14 protein-coding genes, 2 rRNA genes and 1 pseudogene are annotated in these 16,408 nt (G+C 71.8%); 3 read left to right on the plus strand and 14 right to left on the minus strand.

Annotated features, from left to right (window positions below; all coding sequences use genetic code 11):
• Window positions 1–35 precede the first annotated feature (35 nt).
• Window positions 36–1,664 carry a PucR family transcriptional regulator gene (locus TN53_RS03200; protein ID WP_046256757.1) on the plus strand — a complete coding sequence of 543 codons (1,629 nt, stop codon included), beginning with the start codon at window positions 36–38 and terminating at the stop codon, window positions 1,662–1,664.
• Here the strand turns inward: TN53_RS03200 and TN53_RS03205 are convergent.
• The 6 genes from TN53_RS03205 to TN53_RS03230 all read right to left on the minus strand — a co-directional run bounded on the left by TN53_RS03205 (window position 1,661) and on the right by TN53_RS03230 (window position 7,777).
• Window positions 1,661–2,797: a glycosyltransferase family 4 protein gene (locus TN53_RS03205; protein WP_046256758.1), complete on the minus strand. Its 1,137-nt coding sequence runs from the start codon at window positions 2,795–2,797 to the stop codon at window positions 1,661–1,663. The two genes, TN53_RS03200 and TN53_RS03205, sit on opposite strands and share 4 nt — an antisense overlap.
• A gap of 222 nt (window positions 2,798–3,019) precedes the next feature.
• A complete protein-coding gene (locus tag TN53_RS03210; RefSeq protein WP_046256759.1) occupies window positions 3,020–3,784 on the minus strand; it encodes a hypothetical protein in 765 nt (254 codons plus the stop codon).
• A gap of 83 nt (window positions 3,785–3,867) precedes the next feature.
• Entirely contained in the window at window positions 3,868–5,586 is a 1,719-nt protein-coding gene (gene recN / locus TN53_RS03215) for a DNA repair protein RecN (RefSeq protein ID WP_046256760.1), read from the minus strand.
• Window positions 5,587–5,746: 160 nt separating this feature from the next.
• Window positions 5,747–6,652: an NAD kinase gene (locus TN53_RS03220; RefSeq protein WP_046256761.1), complete on the minus strand. Its 906-nt coding sequence runs from the start codon at window positions 6,650–6,652 to the stop codon at window positions 5,747–5,749.
• Window positions 6,649–7,464, minus strand: coding sequence for a TlyA family RNA methyltransferase (locus TN53_RS03225; RefSeq protein WP_046256762.1), 816 nt, complete (start codon window positions 7,462–7,464; stop codon window positions 6,649–6,651). The genes TN53_RS03220 and TN53_RS03225 overlap by 4 nt, the downstream gene beginning before the upstream one ends.
• A 7-nt stretch (window positions 7,465–7,471) precedes the next feature.
• Entirely contained in the window at window positions 7,472–7,777 is a 306-nt protein-coding gene (locus TN53_RS03230) for a hypothetical protein (RefSeq protein WP_046256763.1), read from the minus strand.
• Between the two features lie 42 nt (window positions 7,778–7,819).
• Here TN53_RS03230 and TN53_RS03235 point away from each other — a divergent pair, with 42 nt between their 5' ends.
• A complete protein-coding gene (locus tag TN53_RS03235; protein WP_046256764.1) occupies window positions 7,820–8,167 on the plus strand; it encodes an SCP2 sterol-binding domain-containing protein in 348 nt (115 codons plus the stop codon).
• A 1-nt stretch (window position 8,168) separates the two neighbouring features.
• Here TN53_RS03235 and TN53_RS03240 read toward each other — a convergent pair whose 3' ends face one another.
• The 4 genes from TN53_RS03240 to TN53_RS03255 form a co-directional block, all read right to left on the minus strand.
• Complete coding sequence (locus TN53_RS03240) at window positions 8,169–9,089, minus strand: ABC transporter ATP-binding protein (RefSeq protein ID WP_046256765.1); 921 nt, start codon at window positions 9,087–9,089, stop codon at window positions 8,169–8,171.
• Window positions 9,086–10,123, minus strand: a complete 1,038-nt coding sequence (locus TN53_RS03245) for a FecCD family ABC transporter permease (protein WP_046256766.1) — start codon at window positions 10,121–10,123, stop codon at window positions 9,086–9,088. Before TN53_RS03245 ends, TN53_RS03240 begins: the two co-directional genes overlap by 4 nt.
• On the minus strand, window positions 10,120–11,163 hold the full coding sequence (locus tag TN53_RS03250) for a FecCD family ABC transporter permease (RefSeq protein ID WP_046256767.1): 1,044 nt from the start codon (window positions 11,161–11,163) through the stop codon (window positions 10,120–10,122). The genes TN53_RS03245 and TN53_RS03250 overlap by 4 nt, the downstream gene beginning before the upstream one ends.
• Before the next feature lie 77 nt (window positions 11,164–11,240).
• Window positions 11,241–12,269, minus strand: coding sequence for an HAD hydrolase-like protein (locus TN53_RS03255; protein ID WP_046256768.1), 1,029 nt, complete (start codon window positions 12,267–12,269; stop codon window positions 11,241–11,243).
• Window positions 12,270–12,341: 72 nt separating this feature from the next.
• Here TN53_RS03255 and TN53_RS03260 point away from each other — a divergent pair, with 72 nt between their 5' ends.
• Window positions 12,342–13,634, plus strand: coding sequence for a DUF1015 domain-containing protein (locus tag TN53_RS03260; RefSeq protein ID WP_046256769.1), 1,293 nt, complete (start codon window positions 12,342–12,344; stop codon window positions 13,632–13,634).
• Window positions 13,635–13,700: 66 nt separating this feature from the next.
• Here the strand turns inward: TN53_RS03260 and TN53_RS46710 are convergent, their stop codons facing one another.
• The 4 genes and pseudogenes from TN53_RS46710 to TN53_RS03285 form a co-directional block, all read right to left on the minus strand.
• Entirely contained in the window at window positions 13,701–14,534 is an 834-nt protein-coding gene (locus tag TN53_RS46710; protein WP_107080537.1) for a tetratricopeptide repeat protein, read from the minus strand.
• Between the two features lie 540 nt (window positions 14,535–15,074).
• Window positions 15,075–16,046 (minus strand): annotated as a pseudogene (locus tag TN53_RS49450) (hypothetical protein); the annotation flags it as partial.
• A gap of 63 nt (window positions 16,047–16,109) precedes the next feature.
• Window positions 16,110–16,226 (minus strand): 5S ribosomal RNA (gene rrf, locus TN53_RS03280).
• 105 nt (window positions 16,227–16,331) lie between these two features.
• Window positions 16,332–16,408 (minus strand): 23S ribosomal RNA (locus tag TN53_RS03285); the annotation flags it as partial.

The following is a 16,408-nucleotide window of genomic DNA, read 5'->3' on the forward strand; positions in this document are numbered from 1 at the left end:
GTCCTGGATGGTCGCGCGCGGGTAGCGTCCGGCTCATGGACAGCAGATTCGACAGCCAGGGCGCCGGTATCACCGTTCAGCGGGCGCTGGAGCTGCCCGGCCTGCGCAGCGGCCTCCCCGAGATCCTCGCGGGCGCCGACCGGCTGCAGCGGCCGGTGCGCTGGGTGCACGCGGGTGAGGTGCCCAACATCGCCTCCCTGCTGAAGGGTGGCGAACTGCTGCTGACCACGGGCTACGGGCTCGGTACCCGTCCGGCCGAACAGCGCGCGTTCGTCCGCACCCTGGCCGAGCGTGGCATCGCGGCCCTGGTCGTCGAACTCGGCCCGCGCTTCACCCGCCTTCCGGCGGCCCTGGTCGACACGGCCCGCACGACCGGGCTGCCACTGGTCCAACTGCACCGCGAGGTGCCGTTCGTGACGGTGACGGAGGAGATCCACACCGAGATCGTCAACGGCCACTACGCCCTGCTCCAGCGGGCCGAGGAAGTGCATCGCCGCTGTACCGAGGCCCTGTTGGGGGGCGGCGGGGTGCCCCAGGTGCTGGGCATCCTGGCCGACTTCAGCGACAACCCGGTCTTCCTGGAGACGACCGACGGCCAGCTGCTGTACGCCGCCGGGGCCGGCCCCGAGGGCGCGGATCCGCTCCAGGTGTGGGAGGGGCTGCGGAGCCAGCACAAGGACACCCCGCCGGCCGGTTCCGTGCTGGTGGACGTGCCGGGCGGCGGCCCGGGCACGGGTTCGGTACGGGCGCGGCTGGTCCTGCTCCCCGTACGCGCTCCCCTCGTCCCTGTGCACCGGATGGCGGCCGAGCGGGCCGCGGGCATCCTCGCCGTGGTGCTGATGCAGGCGCGGCAGGAGGAGGAGCTGGCCGCGCGGGGCCGGGGCGACTTCCTGACCGACCTCGCCGAGGGCCGTATCGCCGCCGAGGACGCGCCCGCGCAGGCGCGCGTGCTGGGCTTCAAACCGGGAACCAGTCCGTTGCTGCCGGTGGTGATGCGGCTCGGCGACGCCCTGTCCCCCGGCGGCGGCTGGGCGGTGCTGGCGCGGGCGGTGTCGGAGGAACTGGCCGCCGTGGGGGTTCCGGTCCTGCTGGGGGTACGACCGGTCGAGGGCCGCGTCCTGGTGCTGCTGGGCCTGCGCTCGGAGTCGGAGCGGGCGGCGGTCGCGGACCGGGTCGCGGCGGCGCTGCGGGCGGGGGTGGAGCGGGCCGGGATGCAGCGGCCGGGGGCACAGCCGCCGGTGGTGGTCGTCGGTGTGGCGGGCGGCTGGGCGGCGGCTTCGGCGGGGCTGCGGCACGCCGCGGAGACGGCGACCGCTGCGCAGGGTCTGTCGGACCGGCCCTGGTACGACGCCCGCCGTCTCGACATCGACCTGCTGCTGTGGCGGCTGCGCGACCATCCGGACCTCGCGGCCTTCGTCGACCGTGCGATCGGCCCGGTCCGCGATCACGACCACCGCTCCAGGCCACCGCTGCTGCCCACCCTGGAGACCTACCTCGCGCACGCGGGCCGCAAGGCGGAGACGGCACGCGAACTGCATCTGAACCGGCAGACGCTCTACAACCGCCTCGCACGCATCGGCGAGTTGCTGGGCACCGACCTCGACGACCCGCAGACGGTACTGGCGTTGAGCCTGGCGCTGAGAGCCCGCCGGCACGTCCTTTAGACGAGGGGCCGCGGCTGCGTCAACTCGTCGTAGACACTGAGCACTTGGGCGACGGTCTCGTCCTCGGACGGCCAGGTGGCAGCCTGGCGTACGCCCTTCGCCCGCAGCTCCTCGCACCGCTCGGGATCGCCGAGAAGGCGTACGACGGTGTCGGCGAGGGCCTCCGCGTCGCCGTACGGCACGAGTTCGGCGGCGTCGCCCACGAGCTCGGGCATGCTGCCGACGTCGGTCGCGACGAGCGGCACGCGCGCGTGGAGGGCCTCCTGGGCGAGGACGGAACGGGACTCCCAACTGCTCGACAGCAGCGCCAGATCGGCGGCCGCGAGCAGCTCGGTCACGTCGTCGCGCCGCCCGAGGAGCCGCACCGGCAGCCCTTCGTCCTCGATCCGGCGCTGCAACTCCGCGCGCAGCGGCCCCTCCCCCGCGATCACGACGAGCGGCACGGGGTCGAGCTCCCGCCACGCGCGCGAGGCGTCCAGCAGGGTGTCGTACCCCCGATGGCTGTCGAGGGAGCCGACGGCCATCAGCAACGGGCGCCCGGTGGCGCCGAGTTCGGCCCGCACCTTGGGCCGCGGCCGATCGGGGTCCTCGAGCCGCACGGACTTGCGGACCCCGGGCAGTGCGACGGCGGCGAGCCGCGCGTCCCGCGCACCCGTCGCCCGCGCCCGGTCGACCAGCGTCGAACTGGCCCCGAGGACCACGGAGGCGGCCTTCACGACCCGCCGCTCCAGCAGTCGCACCAGATGGGCCCGCGCGCCCTCGGCATGTGCCCGGTCGTGCCATGTGACGACGAGCGGAGTCCGCCGCCCGCTGAGCGCGAGCACCGCGCGGAACGAGGCGTGCAGCCCGTGTGCGTGGACGAGGTCGGCGTCCGCGCAGGCAGCCCGCAACGCGGCGACGGCCCCCGGGTCGCTGCTGCGCGGCACGTGCACATGTTCGGCGCCGGCACCGCTGAAGTCGTAGGTGCGATCGGCGTCGACAGGGGCGCATACGGTCACCCGCACGCCCCTCGCGGCCAGCCCGGAGGCCAGGGACCGCACATGCGCGCTGCTGCGGGCGTTGCCACCGCCGAGCACCTGAACGGTGCGCAGCGGCGACTGGCCGTGCGGTGAGTGGCTGCTCACGGGGGTCACGTGGCCGGGGCTCCTGGTTCGGGTCGGGCGGTCACGAGGAAACGTACAGAAGGTGTCGAGCGGAGGGGTGTACCGCGCGCTTCCTACGCGTACTGCGTTCTGGGCCAAGGATGCCAGCACGTACGGGTGTTCCGGGAACGCCGGGAGTGTGGGGGTTCTGGGAGGAGAGGGAGTGGGTCACTCACACGGGTGAGAAACGGGGCGTTTTCGGAGCGAGCGAGGTCACTCGGGGAGCCCGAGCGGCAGCGATCGCGCGACCTCACTGACTCTGTCCCCGTACACGGCAGCGGCCACGACAGCGGCGGCATGGGCGACCAGACCCGCCCGCCCGTTGCCCGCCACCACAGCGGCGCCCAGAGCCGCGCCCAGCGCGTGCGCCCCTGTGTCGCCGATCATCGTGCGCTCACCGAGATCCTCCGGCAGCACGGCAGCGGCGGCTCCCACGACCGCGGCGGCCAACTCTCCCCCGGGCCCCTTGCGCAGCATCCCCGGCACCCCGAACGCGACCACCGAACCGGCCGCCCGCCCCGGCCGCACATCCACGAGGTTGACGAAGTGCGCGGCCCCGGCGATGACCACCCCCGCCAGTACCTTGTCGACGGCCCGCTCCTTGAGGAACGCCCCCGCGACGAGCCCGGCGGCCGAGATGCCGAACAACTTGACGACGCCGCTGGTGACTTCGCCTTCCCGCAACGCGGAGAGATGCGCACGGAAGCCACGGCGCGGGTCGTCGGCACCGGCCACATCGTCGTACGCCCCACAGACCCCGGCGGCAGCCACGGCGAGCCCGGCGGCGGGGTGGACGCGAGCGGCGACGAGCGCGGCGCCCGCCGCGGAGGCGGGGCCGGCGTACAGCTCGACGGGGCGCCCGGCGTAGTTCTTCCGCTCCCAACGGTCACGTCCGCCAGGAGCCTGGGCCCGCAGGGCGCCGACGGCGGCGCGGGTGAGGACGGCGGCGAGAGCGAGGGAGACGGGGCGGCTGGTCATCCGGCCACCCTAGTCCGCACGTCCCTTGAAGGGCCCTGTGCGCGAAACGCCCTGCGCGTGAGGAGCCCTCTGCGCAAAGAGCCCTACGCGTCCGCCCGAGCCGCCTCCAGCAACTCCTCCGCATGCGCCCGCGCGGTCTCCGAGTCCTCCTGTCCGGCGAGCATCCGGGACAACTCCCGTACCCGCTCCTCGCCTTCGAGGACCTTCACACCGGAGCGCGTGACAGAACCGTCGTTGGTCTTCTCGACCAGCAACTGCCGGTCGGCGAAGGCGGCCACCTGCGGCAGATGCGTCACGACCACGACCTGCGCGGACTTCGCCAGCTTGGCGAGCCGTCGCCCGATCTCGACCGCGGCCTTGCCACCGACGCCGGCGTCGACCTCGTCGAAGAGATAGGTAGGCACAGGATCCGTCCCCGCGAACACGACCTCGACGGCGAGCATCACGCGGGAGAGCTCACCACCGGACGCGCCCTTGGCGATGGGCCGCGGCGGCGCCCCGGGATGCGGAGCGAGCAGCAGCTCGACCTCGTCGACACCGGACGGCCCGTACGCGACGGCTCGCCCGCCGACCTCGACACCCTCCGGATCCTCGGTCTGCCGGATGTCGAAGGACACGCGCGCGTGCGGCATCGCGAGCGAGGCCAGCTCCGCGGTCACGGCGGCGGCGAACCGCGAGGCCGCCTCCGAACGCGCATCCGTCAACGCCTGCGCCAGCCCGCCCAGTTCCGCCCGCAGCGCGTCCCGCTCGGCGGTCAGCTCGTCGATCCGCTCGTCGTCGCCGTCGAGTTCGGTGAGCCGCGCGGCCCCCTGCTCGGACCAGGCCAGCACCGCGGCGACATCCTCGCCGTACTTCCGCGTGAGCGCCGTGAGGGCCGCCCGCCGCTCCTCGACGGCCGCCAGCCGCAGCGGATCGGCGTCGAGGTCGTCGGCGTACCCCGCCAGCTCCCCCGCGACATCGCCCAGCAGGATCCCGATCTCCCCGATCCGGTCGGCGAGCGCGGCCAGCGCCGGGTCGTGCGACCGTACGGCCTCCAGGGCCCGCTGAGCGCCCGCGACGAGCGTGGCGGCGTCGATGCCCTCGGGGTCCTCGGGATTCCCGGCGAGAGCGGCGTGCGCGACCGTGGCGGCGGACGACAGAGCCTCCGCGTGCCCGAGCCGCTCGGCCTCCTCCGCCAGTTCGACGTCCTCCCCGGCACGCGGCTCGACGCCGGCGATCTCGTCGAGGCCGTAGCGCAGCATGTCGGCCTCCTGGGCCCGCTCACGCGCACGCGTGGTGATCTCGTCGAGCTCCACGGCCACGGCCCGCAGCCGCCGATAGGCCTCGGTGTACTTGGCCAGCGGCACGGCGACGGCGTCCCCGGCGTACCGGTCGAGCGCCTGCCGCTGCCGGGACAGCTTCAACAGCCCCTGCTGATCCGTCTGCCCGTGCACCGCCACCAGCTCATCGGCGAGCTCGGCCAGCACGCCGACGGGCACGCTCCGCCCACCCACATGCGCCCGGGACCGCCCCTCGGCGGAAACGGTACGGCTGATGAGCAGCGCCCCGTCATCGAGCTCGGCCCCGGCCTCCTCGGCCCGCACCACGACCGCGGAGCCCGCGGGAACGCTGATCCGCCCCTCCACGACCGCCTTCTCGGCCCCGATCCGCACGAGCGCCGGGTCCGCCCGCCCACCGAGCAGCAGCCCCAGGCTGGTGACCACCATGGTCTTGCCCGCACCCGTCTCACCCGTGACAGCGGTGAACCCGGGCGACAGCTCGACGACGGCGTCGTCGATGACTCCGAGCGACCGTATCCGCATCTCTTCCAGCACGGTGAAGACCTTACGAGGTAAGGGCAGCCAAGTGCGAGGCACCCTGTCACCCGGGGGAGGGAAGCGCCCCGAAGGGGCGCGGGGAACTGCGCGAGCAACCACAATCCACCCGCACCCGCCGACGCTCCCCGAACGCCCCCACAGATGGCTAGTGAGGCGCCCCCCGCCACCCGGAGACGGGCAACGCAAACTTGGCCACCAGCCGGTCAGTGAACGAAGCGTGGTGCAGCCGAGCCAACCGCACCGGCACAGCCCCCCGCCGCACCTCGACCCTGGCCCCGGGCGGCAGCTCAACGGTCCGCCGCCCGTCACACCAGAGAACCCCCGGCGGAATGTGTGGCAGAACCTCCACAGCCAACACAGAATCCGGCGACGTCACCAACGGCTTCGCGAACAGCGCATGCGCACTGATCGGCACCATCAGCAACGCCTCCACCTCGGGCCACACCACAGGCCCACCGGCAGAGAAGGCATAGGCGGTGGACCCGGTCGGGGTGGACAACACGATCCCGTCACACCCGAACCCCGTCACAGGGCGCCCATCGATCTCCAGCACCACTTCCAACAGCTTCTCGGCGCCGGCCTTCTGCACCGCCGCCTCGTTCAGCGCCCAGTCCGTGTGCACGATGTCCCCGTTGCTGTGCACGACGACATCGACGGTCATCCGCTCCTCGACCTCGTACGCCTTCGTCACCACCCGGTCGACGACCTTGTCGAGATCATCCCGCTCGGCCTCGGCGAGGAACCCGACGCGCCCGAGGTTGACGCCCAGCATCGGCACCCCGGAAGCCCGAGCGAACTCGGCCCCCCGCAACAGCGTCCCGTCCCCACCCAGCACGATCAGCAGCTCGCACCCGTCAAGGCACAGCGGAGTCGCCTCCTTGACCAGCTCCACCTCGTCCGGCAACGGCAGATCGGCGGCCTCGTACTCCAGCACCCGTACGCCGATGCCCTCACGCAGCAGCCCCTTCACCACCAGCTCGGCGCTGCGAATGGCCGCGGGCCGGCCGGTGTGGGCGAGCAGGAAAACAGTACGAGCTCGGTTCTGTGTCAACGGGGCCCCTCCGCCACTGCACGGTCAACGTCGGCCGGATCCAGGACAGGCGCCCCGGCACGCAGCCACAGAAAGTATTCGACATTGCCCGAGGGCCCGGGCAACGGACTTGCCGTGACGCCCTTCACCCCGAGCCCGAGTTCCCATGCCTTCTCGGCCACTCCACGCACGGCCTCCGCCCGCAGCTGCGGACTCCGTACGACTCCCCCACTGCCCAGCCGTTCCTTCCCCACCTCGAACTGCGGCTTGACCATCATCACCAGATCGGCGTCCGGCTTCACGCACCGCGCCAGGGCGGGCAGCACCAGCCCGAGCGGAATGAAGGACAGATCCCCCACTACAAGATCCACGGGCTCCCCATCGATCGCTTCAAGCGTCAACTCGCGTACGTTCGTACGGTCCTTGACGGTGACGCGTTCATCGCTCCGAAGAGTCCACGCGAGTTGCCCGTACCCGACGTCGACGGCGACGACGTGCGCGGCCCCCGACCGCAGCAGCACATCGGTGAACCCGCCGGTGGACGCACCGGCGTCCAGCGCCCGCCGCCCCTTGACGACGAGCCCCCGCGGTACGAACGCCTGCAGCGCGCCCGCAAGCTTGTGCCCACCCCGGGACACATAACCGGGATCGCCGTCGTCGTCCGAGACCACGATCGCCGCCGCGGTCTCCACCTGCGTGGCCGCCTTGGTCGCGACGGTCTTGCCGACACTGACCCGCCCGGCGGCGATCAGCTGGCTGGCGTGCTCGCGCGAGCGCGCGAGCTTCCGCCGGACCAGCTCCGCGTCGAGACGTTGGCGTGCGACTCCTGCCACGTTCGGTTCAGCTCCTATTGCCATACGAGGGTGAAGGCGCCCTCTGCTCATACGACGATGGGGGCGCCGGAGGTCCCGGGCGGACGTCGAGCGCGGTGAGCGCGTCGCGCAGCCCCCGGTGTACATCCTCGTACACCTCGACGTGTCCGTCGGTGGCGAGGTGGTCGGCGTCGCCGAGCCGCTCCAGGTGGGCGTCCACCTCGGCGTTGCCGGTGGGGGTGCGGGAGACGTCCAGCGGGGCCGGGGCGGCGGGTCCGGGCTCCGGCGCCACCGCCTCCTCGAGGGTCTGCGTCTCCGGTGCTGCGTCGCTCATGCCCAGACGCTACCCCGAAGGGCTGGGGTACCGTCGATCTCGATGGCCACGATCGAGGAGTGCCGCGCCGCACTCGAAAAGCTCTCCGACACCATGCAGCGCACCGAGGGGGACGTCCGCACGGCGGCGACCATGGACCGCTCGGTCAGCTGCCGGATCACCGACCTCGACACCACCTTCGTCGGCCGGATGACGGGCGGCCGGATCGTGGTGCACGACACGGTCCAGGGCCCTCCTCCCGAGAAGGCCCAGATCAGACTGACCATGAAGGGCGACGATCTGGTGGCCCTGGTCGACGGCGAGCTGAACTTCGCCAAGGCCTGGGGCTCGGGCCGGGTCAAGCTGGAGGCAGGCCTGCGCGACCTGCTCCAGCTGAGGAAACTCCTGTAGCTCAGGAGACCTCGGCGGCGGCCGCCTTCCGCACGTCCGTCTTCCTGTCCTCCACCCGCGCCTTCCGCGCCGCCGGCACCACGAGCGGCGTCCCCGTCTCCGGGTCGGCGATGACCTGGCAGCGCAGCCCGAAGACCGCCTCGACCAGCTCGGCCGTGACGATGTCGTTCGGCGCCCCCTCGGCGATGACGCTGCCCTCCTTCAGGGCGATCAGATGCGTGGCGTACCGGGCGGCGTGGTTGAGGTCGTGGAGAACGGCCACCAGCGTGCGGCCCTGCTCCTCGTGCAGCTCGGCACAGAGGTCGAGTACGTCGATCTGGTGCTGGATGTCCAGATAGGTGGTCGGCTCGTCCAGGAGCAGCAGCGGGGTCTGCTGGGCGAGCGCCATCGCGATCCACACACGCTGGCGCTGACCGCCGGACAGCTCGTCGACGTACCGGTCCGCAAGCTCGACGACACCGGTCTGCGCCATCGACTCCTGCACGACCCGCTCGTCCTCGGTCGACCACTGGCGCAGGATGCCCTGGTGCGGATAGCGCCCGCGCCCCACCAGGTCGGCGACGGAGATCCCGTCGGGCGCGATGGACGACTGCGGCAGCAGGCCCAGGGTCCGCGCGACCTTCTTCGCGGGCATCGACTGGATGACCTGCCCGTCGAGCAGCACCCGCCCCTGGTTCGGCTTCAGCATCCGCGACAGCGCCCTCAGCAGCGTGGACTTGCCGCACGCGTTCGGGCCGACGATCACGGTGAAGGAGTTGTCGGGGATCTCCACCGACAGCTGCTCGGCGATGACGCGCTGGTCGTAGGCGAGGGTGACGTTCTCGGCGGAGAGGCGGTTCACGGTGCTCCTTCGGGTGTTCTGGTTCGCCCGGGTGTTGTTGTTCGCCGAGCCGCTCCTGTCCGGCTTCCGCGAGCCGCTCATATCCGGCCCGCCTTCCGTTCGGTGACCAGCAGCCACAGCAGATAGACACCGCCGAGCACACCGGTGACCACGCCCACCGGCATCTGGTCGGCGCCGAAGACCTTCTGCGAGATCCAGTCGGCGCCGACCAGCAGGGCGGCGCCCATGCACAGCGAGGGCAGCAGGTTCGGTCCGGGCGAGCGGGTCAGGCGCCGGGCGAGCTGCGGCGCGGTGAGCGCCACGAAGCTGACCGGACCGGCGGCGGCGGTCGCGGACGCGGTGAGCAGGACTGCGGCGATCATCAGCAGCCCCCGCACCCGCTCCACGCGCACACCGAGGGCGTTCGACACGTCGTCGCCCATCTCCATCATCCGCAGCCCGCGCGCGTTGGCGAGGACGAGCGGTACGAGGAGGGCGCACAGCCAGAGCAGCGGCCACACCTGATCCCAGTCACGGCCGCTGAGCGAGCCGGTCATCCAGACCATCGCCCGGGCCGCGTCAACGATGTCGGACACGGTCAGCAGATAGCCGTTGACCGCCGTGAGGATCGCGGACACACCGATGCCGACCAGCACCAGCCGGTATCCGTGCACACCCTGCTTCCACGCGAGCAGATAGATGGAGAGCCCGGCCACCAGACCGCCCACCAGCGCCCCGACGGTGACCTCGGCCGCGCTCCCGGAGAACAGCACGATCATCACGAGCGCACCGGCCGTCGCCCCCTGTCCCAGGCCGAGGATGTCCGGGCTGCCCAGCGGGTTGCGGGACACGGCCTGGAACAGCGCGCCGCCGAGCCCGAGCGAGGCACCGACCAGCAGCCCGACGAGGACCCGGGGCAGCCGCAGCTCGTTGACGATGAACTCCTGGCCCGCGTTCCCGTTGCCGAGCAGCGTCTTGAGCACGTCGCCGGCCGGGATCGGGAAGTCGCCGGTGCCGATGAGCACGACACTCGCGGTGAGCGCGGCAGCCAGGAGCAGGAGTACGACGGTGAAGGCACGGACGTCGAGGCGGACCGACAGCCCGCCGGGCGTCCTGATGGCACGGTTGGTCCTCACAGCTGCGCCGTCCTCCGCCGTCGTACGAGAAAGATGAAGACCGGGCCACCGAGGATCGCGGTGACGATGCCGACCTGAAGCTCGGAGGGCCGGGCGACGATCCGGCCGATGACGTCGGCGCCGAGCAGCAGCACGGGCGACAGGACGGTCGCGTACGGCATGATCCAGCGCAGGTCGGGCCCGGTGAAGGAGCGCACGACGTGCGGCACCATCAGGCCGACGAACACGATCGGTCCGCAGGCGGCGGTCGCGGCCCCGCACAGCACGGTGGCGGCGAGCATCGACAGCGCCCGGGTGCGGTTGAGGTTGGCGCCGAGAGCCTTGGCGGTGTCGTCGCCCATCTCCATGGCGTTGAGCGGCCGGGCGAGCGCGAGAGCGAGGAGCGTGCCGACCGCGAGGAACGGCAGGACCTGCAGGATGGTCGACTCGCTGGCCGAGGACAGCGAACCCACCGTCCAGAAGCGCATCTTGCCGAGCGCGGCCTCGTTCGTGATCATCACGGCCTGGAGATAGCCGTAGAGCGCGGCACTGATCGCCGTGCCGGCGAGCGCGAGCCGCACCGGCGTCGCCCCCCGGCTGCCGCCGAGGAACCACACCAGCGCCCCGACCGCCGCCGCGCCGAAGAAGGCGAACCAGACGTAGCCGGTCAGGCTCGTGACACCGAAGTACGTCATGGCGGTGACGACCGCCGCGGACGCACCCGCGTTGATGCCGAGCAGTCCGGGGTCGGCCAGCGGATTACGGGTGAGCGCCTGGAGGACCGCGCCGGACAGACCGAGCGCGGCACCGGCCAGCAGACCCAGCAGGGTCCGCCAGAGCCGCTCGGTGACGACGACATCGCCGTACGTCCCCGAGTCCTCGAACAGGCCGTGCCACACCTGCCCCATCGACAGCTCTTTCGCCCCGATCGCGATGCTCGCCAAGGCGACGAGCACCAGGATCGCGACGGACACGAGCAACCCAAGGGCACGTATCGCCCGGCGGGTTGGGGGCGCGGGGGCGGTCTCCGCGCGCTGTTCGGGAGGACTGTCGACCAACACGCAGTTAGGTTAGCCTACCCTCGGATTGAGCCACGATCCCGCTGCGCGGGTTCACAGGGTGGGCACCAGGCGCCCCCTCACAGGCCCAGCCGCGCGAGTGCCTTCCCGCCGTCCAGCTCGCACGTTCCCGCACCGGCCGCCGTCCACGCCGCCGCACACAGCGCCCGCAGCCCGTCCAGGGCCTCACCCTCACCCTCCAGTTCCAGCCGCGCGGCAGCGGCCGTCGCCGTCCAGCCACCGCACCGGAAACCCCCATCCACCTCGGTGACTTCGGGCTGCCCCGTGAGCATGCCGCGCAGATCGGCGTCGACATACGTCGGCCGGTGCTGTGGTGGCGCGGCCAGCAGCTGCGCCCCGTCGGTCACGCCGGTCAGGACGAGCAGCGAGTCGACCTCCCCGTTGAACGCGCCCTCGATGTCCGTGTCCAGCCGGTCCCCGACCACCAGTGGCCGCTCGGCGCCGGTCCGCAGGATCGTCTCCCGGTGCATGGGAGGCAACGGCTTGCCCGCGACCTGCGGCTCGGCCCCGGTCGCGATCCGCACGACCTCCACCGCCGCCCCGTTGCCCGGCGCGATCCCGCGCCCGCTGGGAATCGTCAGATCGGTGTTGGACGCGAACCACGGCACCCCGCGCGCGACGGCGTACGAAGCCTCAGCGAACCGCCCCCACGGCAGATCCGGGCCCCCGAACCCCTGCACCACCGCGGCCGGATCGTCATCGGCCGACTCGACAGGCTCCAGCCCCCGCTCCCGCAGCGCGACCCGCAGCCCCTCCCCGCCGATCACCAGCACCCGCGCCCCCGCGGGCACCTGCTCACTGATGAGCCGCGCGACGGCCTGAGCCGAGGTGATGACGTCACCGGCTTCCGTCGGTATCCCCAGCTCCGTCAGATGCTCGGCGACGGTGTCCGGCGTCCGCAGCGCGTTGTTGGTGACGTACGCGAGATGCATGCCGCCGGCCCGAGCCGTGGCCAGCGACTCGACGGCGTGCACGATCGCGTTCCCACCCGCGTACACCACCCCGTCGAGGTCGAGCAGCGCGGTGTCGTACGCCTCGCTCAGGGCCTGGCCACTGCCCTCGGGCCTCGTCCTGACGCTCTGGCTCATTCCACATCGCTCCTCGCTCGACGGCTTTCCCCCGATCATCCCTCACGCCACTGACACACGTACGATGCCGGGATGAACACCGCAGGTCACTCGGAAGCAATGGCGCGCCGGGGCCTGGAACTCACCCCGTTCCGAGGCCTTCGTTACGACCCGGACCGGGTCGGCAGCCTCGCGGCCGTGACGTCCCCGCCGTACGACGTCGTCGTACGCCCCGACGGCGTCGTCCATCTCCAGTCCGCGGACCCGCACAACATCGTCCGACTGATCCTGCCCCAGGCGATCACTCCCACCGCCCGCAACGAACAGGCGGCCGACACCCTGCGCCGCTGGCTCGCGGAGGGCGTCCTGACCGCCGACCCCGATCCCGGCCTGTACGTCTACGAACAACGCGCGACCGACGGCATGCTCCAACGCGGCGTCATCGGCACCCTGCGTCTGTCGGATCCGTCGGAGGGCGTGGTCCTGCCGCACGAGGACGTCATGCCGCACGTGGTCGCCGACCGCGCGGCCCTCATGCGCGCCACCTCCGCGAACCTGGAGCCCCTGCTCCTCACGTACCGCGGCAACGGCTCCCCGGCCGACACGACAGCCGTCGTCGAACGCACGGCCGAGCAGGAGCCACTCCTGGCCACCACCACCGAGGACGGCTACCGCCACCGCCTCTGGGCGATCACCGACCCCGCCGACCTGGCCGCGATCCAGACCGACCTCGCCCGCCACCAGGCACTCATCGCCGACGGCCATCACCGCTGGGCGACGTCCCTCCGTCTACGCGCGGAGCACCCCTCCCCCAGCCCCTGGGACCACGGTCTCGTCCTCCTGGTCGACACGGCCCGCTACCCCCTCCGCGTCCGCGCCATCCACCGCCTTCTGCACGGCCTGCCGACAGCGGACGCCCTGGCTCCACTCGAGGGTCTGTTCCGCATACGCCGTCTCGACGTCCCCCTGACCGAGGCCCTGGACGCCCTCGCCGACGCGGCCTGCGCGGGCAACGCCTTCCTGCTCGCCGGAGACGGCGCCTTCCACCTCATCGACCGCCCGGACCAGGACCTCCTCGCCCGCACGGTCCCCACGGACCGTCCCGCGGCCTGGCGCACCCTGGACGCGACGGTCCTGCACGCCACCCTCCTCCACCACGTCTGGCACGTCCCCGAGGACGACCCCACCCGCATCGCCTACATCCACGACACCGCCGCCACGGTCCGCAAAGCGGAGCGCGACGGTGGTACGGCCGTCCTCATGCACCCGGTCCGCGAGGAGGTCGTCCGCGACCTGGCCCGCCAGGGCGTCACGATGCCCCGCAAGTCGACGTCGTTCGGCCCCAAGCCGGCGTCGGGCCTGGTGCTGCGCGCGCTGGAACTCTGAGCCGTCGTAAAACGACAAAGGGCGGGATCCCGCCAACGGGATCCCGCCCTTTGTCACTTACGGACGTCAGTCCTTGTCGTCCTCGTCCGCTTCCACGTCGTCCGCTTCGGCGACGTCCGCTTCCACGTCGTCCGCTTCCACGTCGTCCGCTTCGGCGACGTCCGCTTCGGCTTCCGCTTCCACCTTCTCGGAAACGCCCTCGGCTTCGACGTCGCCCTCTTCACCGAGCGCGTCGACGAAATCGACACCGTCCATCTCGGCGAGCCGGTCCGAGGCGTCCGTGCTGCCGTCCTTGTCGGACTCCACGGCCTTCGCGAACCACTCCCGTGCCTCGTCCTCCCGGCCTGCGGCGAGCAGGGCGTCGGCATACGCGTATCGCAGACGCGCCGTCCACGGCTGTACGGAGTTGGAGGCCAGCTCGGGGCTCTGCAGCGTCACGATGGCCGCGTCCAGCTGCCCCAGGTCACGCCGGGCACCGGCCGCGACGAGCCGCATCTCGACCTGACCGGCCTTGTCCAGCTTGTTCACGTCGGGCGCCCCGGCCATCTCCAGCGCCTTCTCCGGCCGCCCGAGGCCACGCTCGCAGTCGGCCATGATGGGCCACAACTCCACACCGCCGGTCATCCGCCGCGCGGCCCGGAACTCGGCGAGCGCCTCGGAGTACTTCTGGTTCGCGTACGCCGCGAATCCGGCCGCCTCCCGTACGGCGGCGACACGCGACGCCAGCCGCAGAGCGATCTTGGAGTAGGCGTACGCGCCCTCGGGGTCCTCGTCGATGAGCCGGGCGACCATCACCAGGTTCTTGGCGACGTCCTCCGCGAGCGTCTTCGGGAGACTCTGCAGCTCCTGCCTGACGTCCTTGTCGATCTCGTCGCCCGTGACGTCCTCGGGGATCGGCAGCCTCTTGATCGGCTCGCGGTCCCTGTCCCGCTCATCACGGAAACGGCCGCCACCGCGCCGGTCGTCTCCGCGGTCGTATCCACCACGGCTGTCGTCACGCCGGTCGTCGCGCCCACGGAACCCTCCGGGACGGCCACCGCGGTCGTCCCCACGGGCCCCTCCAGGACGGCCGCCTCGGTCGTCCCGACGCGGTCCGCGGTCACCCCGGTCGTCCCGGCCACGGAAGCCACCACGCTCTCCGCGACTGTCTCCTCCCCGGTTGTCGTCCCGACGGAACGCCGGACGCGGCCCGCGGTCGTCGCCCCGGTTGTCGTCCCGACGGAACGCCGGACGGGACCCGCGGTCATCGCCACGGTTGTCGTCCCGACGGAACGCCGGACGGGACCCGCGGTCATCGCCACGGTTGTCGTCCCGACGGAACGCCGGACGGGACCCGCGGTCGTCACCGCGGTTGTCGTCCCGACGGAACGCCGGACGCGGCCCGCGGTCATCGCCACGGCGGTCGTCCCGACGGAACGCCGGACGCGGCCCGCGGTCATCGCCACGGCGGTCATCACGCCGGTCGTCGCGACGCTCGTAGCCGCCACCGCGGTTGTCGCCGCCACGGTTGTCATCGCGACGGAAGCCGCCACGGTCACCACCGCGCTCGCCCCGGTCGTCGCGACGGAAGCCACGGTCGCGGTCGTCGTTCCGGAATCCGCCGCGGTCACGGTCATCCCGGCGGAAGCCGCCCCGGTCACTGTCACGACGGTCGTCGCGCCGATCGAATCCACCGCGGTTGTCGCCGCCACGGTTGTCATCACGGCGAAACGCCGGACGCGGCCCGCGGTCGTCGCCACGGCGGTCATCACGCCGGCCGTAGCCACCGCCACGGCTTTCGCCGCCGCGGTTGTCATCGCGACGGTTGTCATCGCGACGGAAGGCCGGACGAGGTCCGCGGTCGCCCTCACGGCGCTCCCCACGGTCACGGTCGTCCCGACGGACTGCGGGACGAGGTCCGCGATCGTCGTCCCGACGGAAACCGCGGTCACCGTCGTCCCGACGCGGCCCACTGGGACGGTCGTCCCGGCGGAAGGCCGGACGGGGTCCGCGGTCGCCCTCACGGCGGTCATCACGCCGATCGTCTCGTCGGGCGTAGCCGCCACCGCGGTTGTCGCCGCCACGGTTGTCATCACGGCGGAAACCACCGCGGTCGCCACGGTCGTCGCGTCGGCCGTAGCCACCGCCCCGGTTGTCGCCACCCCGGTTGTCGCCACCCCGGTTGTCGCCAGCCCGGTTGTCGTCACGGCGGAAGCCGCCTCGGTCGCCGCCTCGGTCGTTACCGCGGTCGTTGTCGCGCCGGAAGCCACCGCGGTCGCCACGGTCACCGCCGCGGTATCCGCCTCGGTCACCGCGGTCGTTGCGGTCACCACTGTCCCGTCGCCGCTGGTCGCGCTCCGGTCGGTCGTCGGGAGAGTTGGTGGACATGGGTGACTCCTGTCTCGGTACTGCAAATCTCGGTACTGCAAACATTGTAAAAACAAAAGGACCCCTGGTCCCAGCTGAACGCTGGGACCAGGGGTCCTTCCAAAGATTGTTCGGCGGCGTCCTACTCTCCCACAGGGTCCCCCCTGCAGTACCATCGGCGCTGTAAGGCTTAGCTTCCGGGTTCGAAATGTAACCGGGCGTTTCCCTCACGCTATGGCCACCGAAACCCTAATGGTTTCGAGCGAACAAGCACACTTTTTTGTTATGCGTTCTGCTCTAAAGCCGGCAACAGTCGTTGCCTCAGAACTAACACAGTGGACGCGAGCAACTGAGGACAAGCCCTCGGCCTATTAGTACCGGTCACCTCCGCACGTTACCGTGCTTCCAGATCCGGCCTATCAACCCAG

Origin of the sequence: Streptomyces sp. WM6386, from assembly GCF_000972385.1 — a bacterium.
GTDB lineage: Bacteria > Actinomycetota > Actinomycetes > Streptomycetales > Streptomycetaceae > Streptomyces.

Coding starts and splice junctions, on each gene's coding strand:
- TN53_RS03200 (WP_046256757.1), top strand. CDS start 36: ATGGACAGCAGATTCGACAGCCAGGGCGCCGGTATCACCGTTCAGCGG.
- TN53_RS03210 (WP_046256759.1), bottom strand. CDS start 3,784: ATGACCAGCCGCCCCGTCTCCCTCGCTCTCGCCGCCGTCCTCACCCGC.
- recN (WP_046256760.1), bottom strand. CDS start 5,586: ATGCGGATACGGTCGCTCGGAGTCATCGACGACGCCGTCGTCGAGCTG.
- TN53_RS03230 (WP_046256763.1), bottom strand. CDS start 7,777: ATGAGCGACGCAGCACCGGAGACGCAGACCCTCGAGGAGGCGGTGGCG.
- TN53_RS03235 (WP_046256764.1), top strand. CDS start 7,820: ATGGCCACGATCGAGGAGTGCCGCGCCGCACTCGAAAAGCTCTCCGAC.
- TN53_RS03240 (WP_046256765.1), bottom strand. CDS start 9,089: ATGAGCGGCTCGCGGAAGCCGGACAGGAGCGGCTCGGCGAACAACAAC.
- TN53_RS03255 (WP_046256768.1), bottom strand. CDS start 12,269: ATGAGCCAGAGCGTCAGGACGAGGCCCGAGGGCAGTGGCCAGGCCCTG.
- TN53_RS03260 (WP_046256769.1), top strand. CDS start 12,342: ATGAACACCGCAGGTCACTCGGAAGCAATGGCGCGCCGGGGCCTGGAA.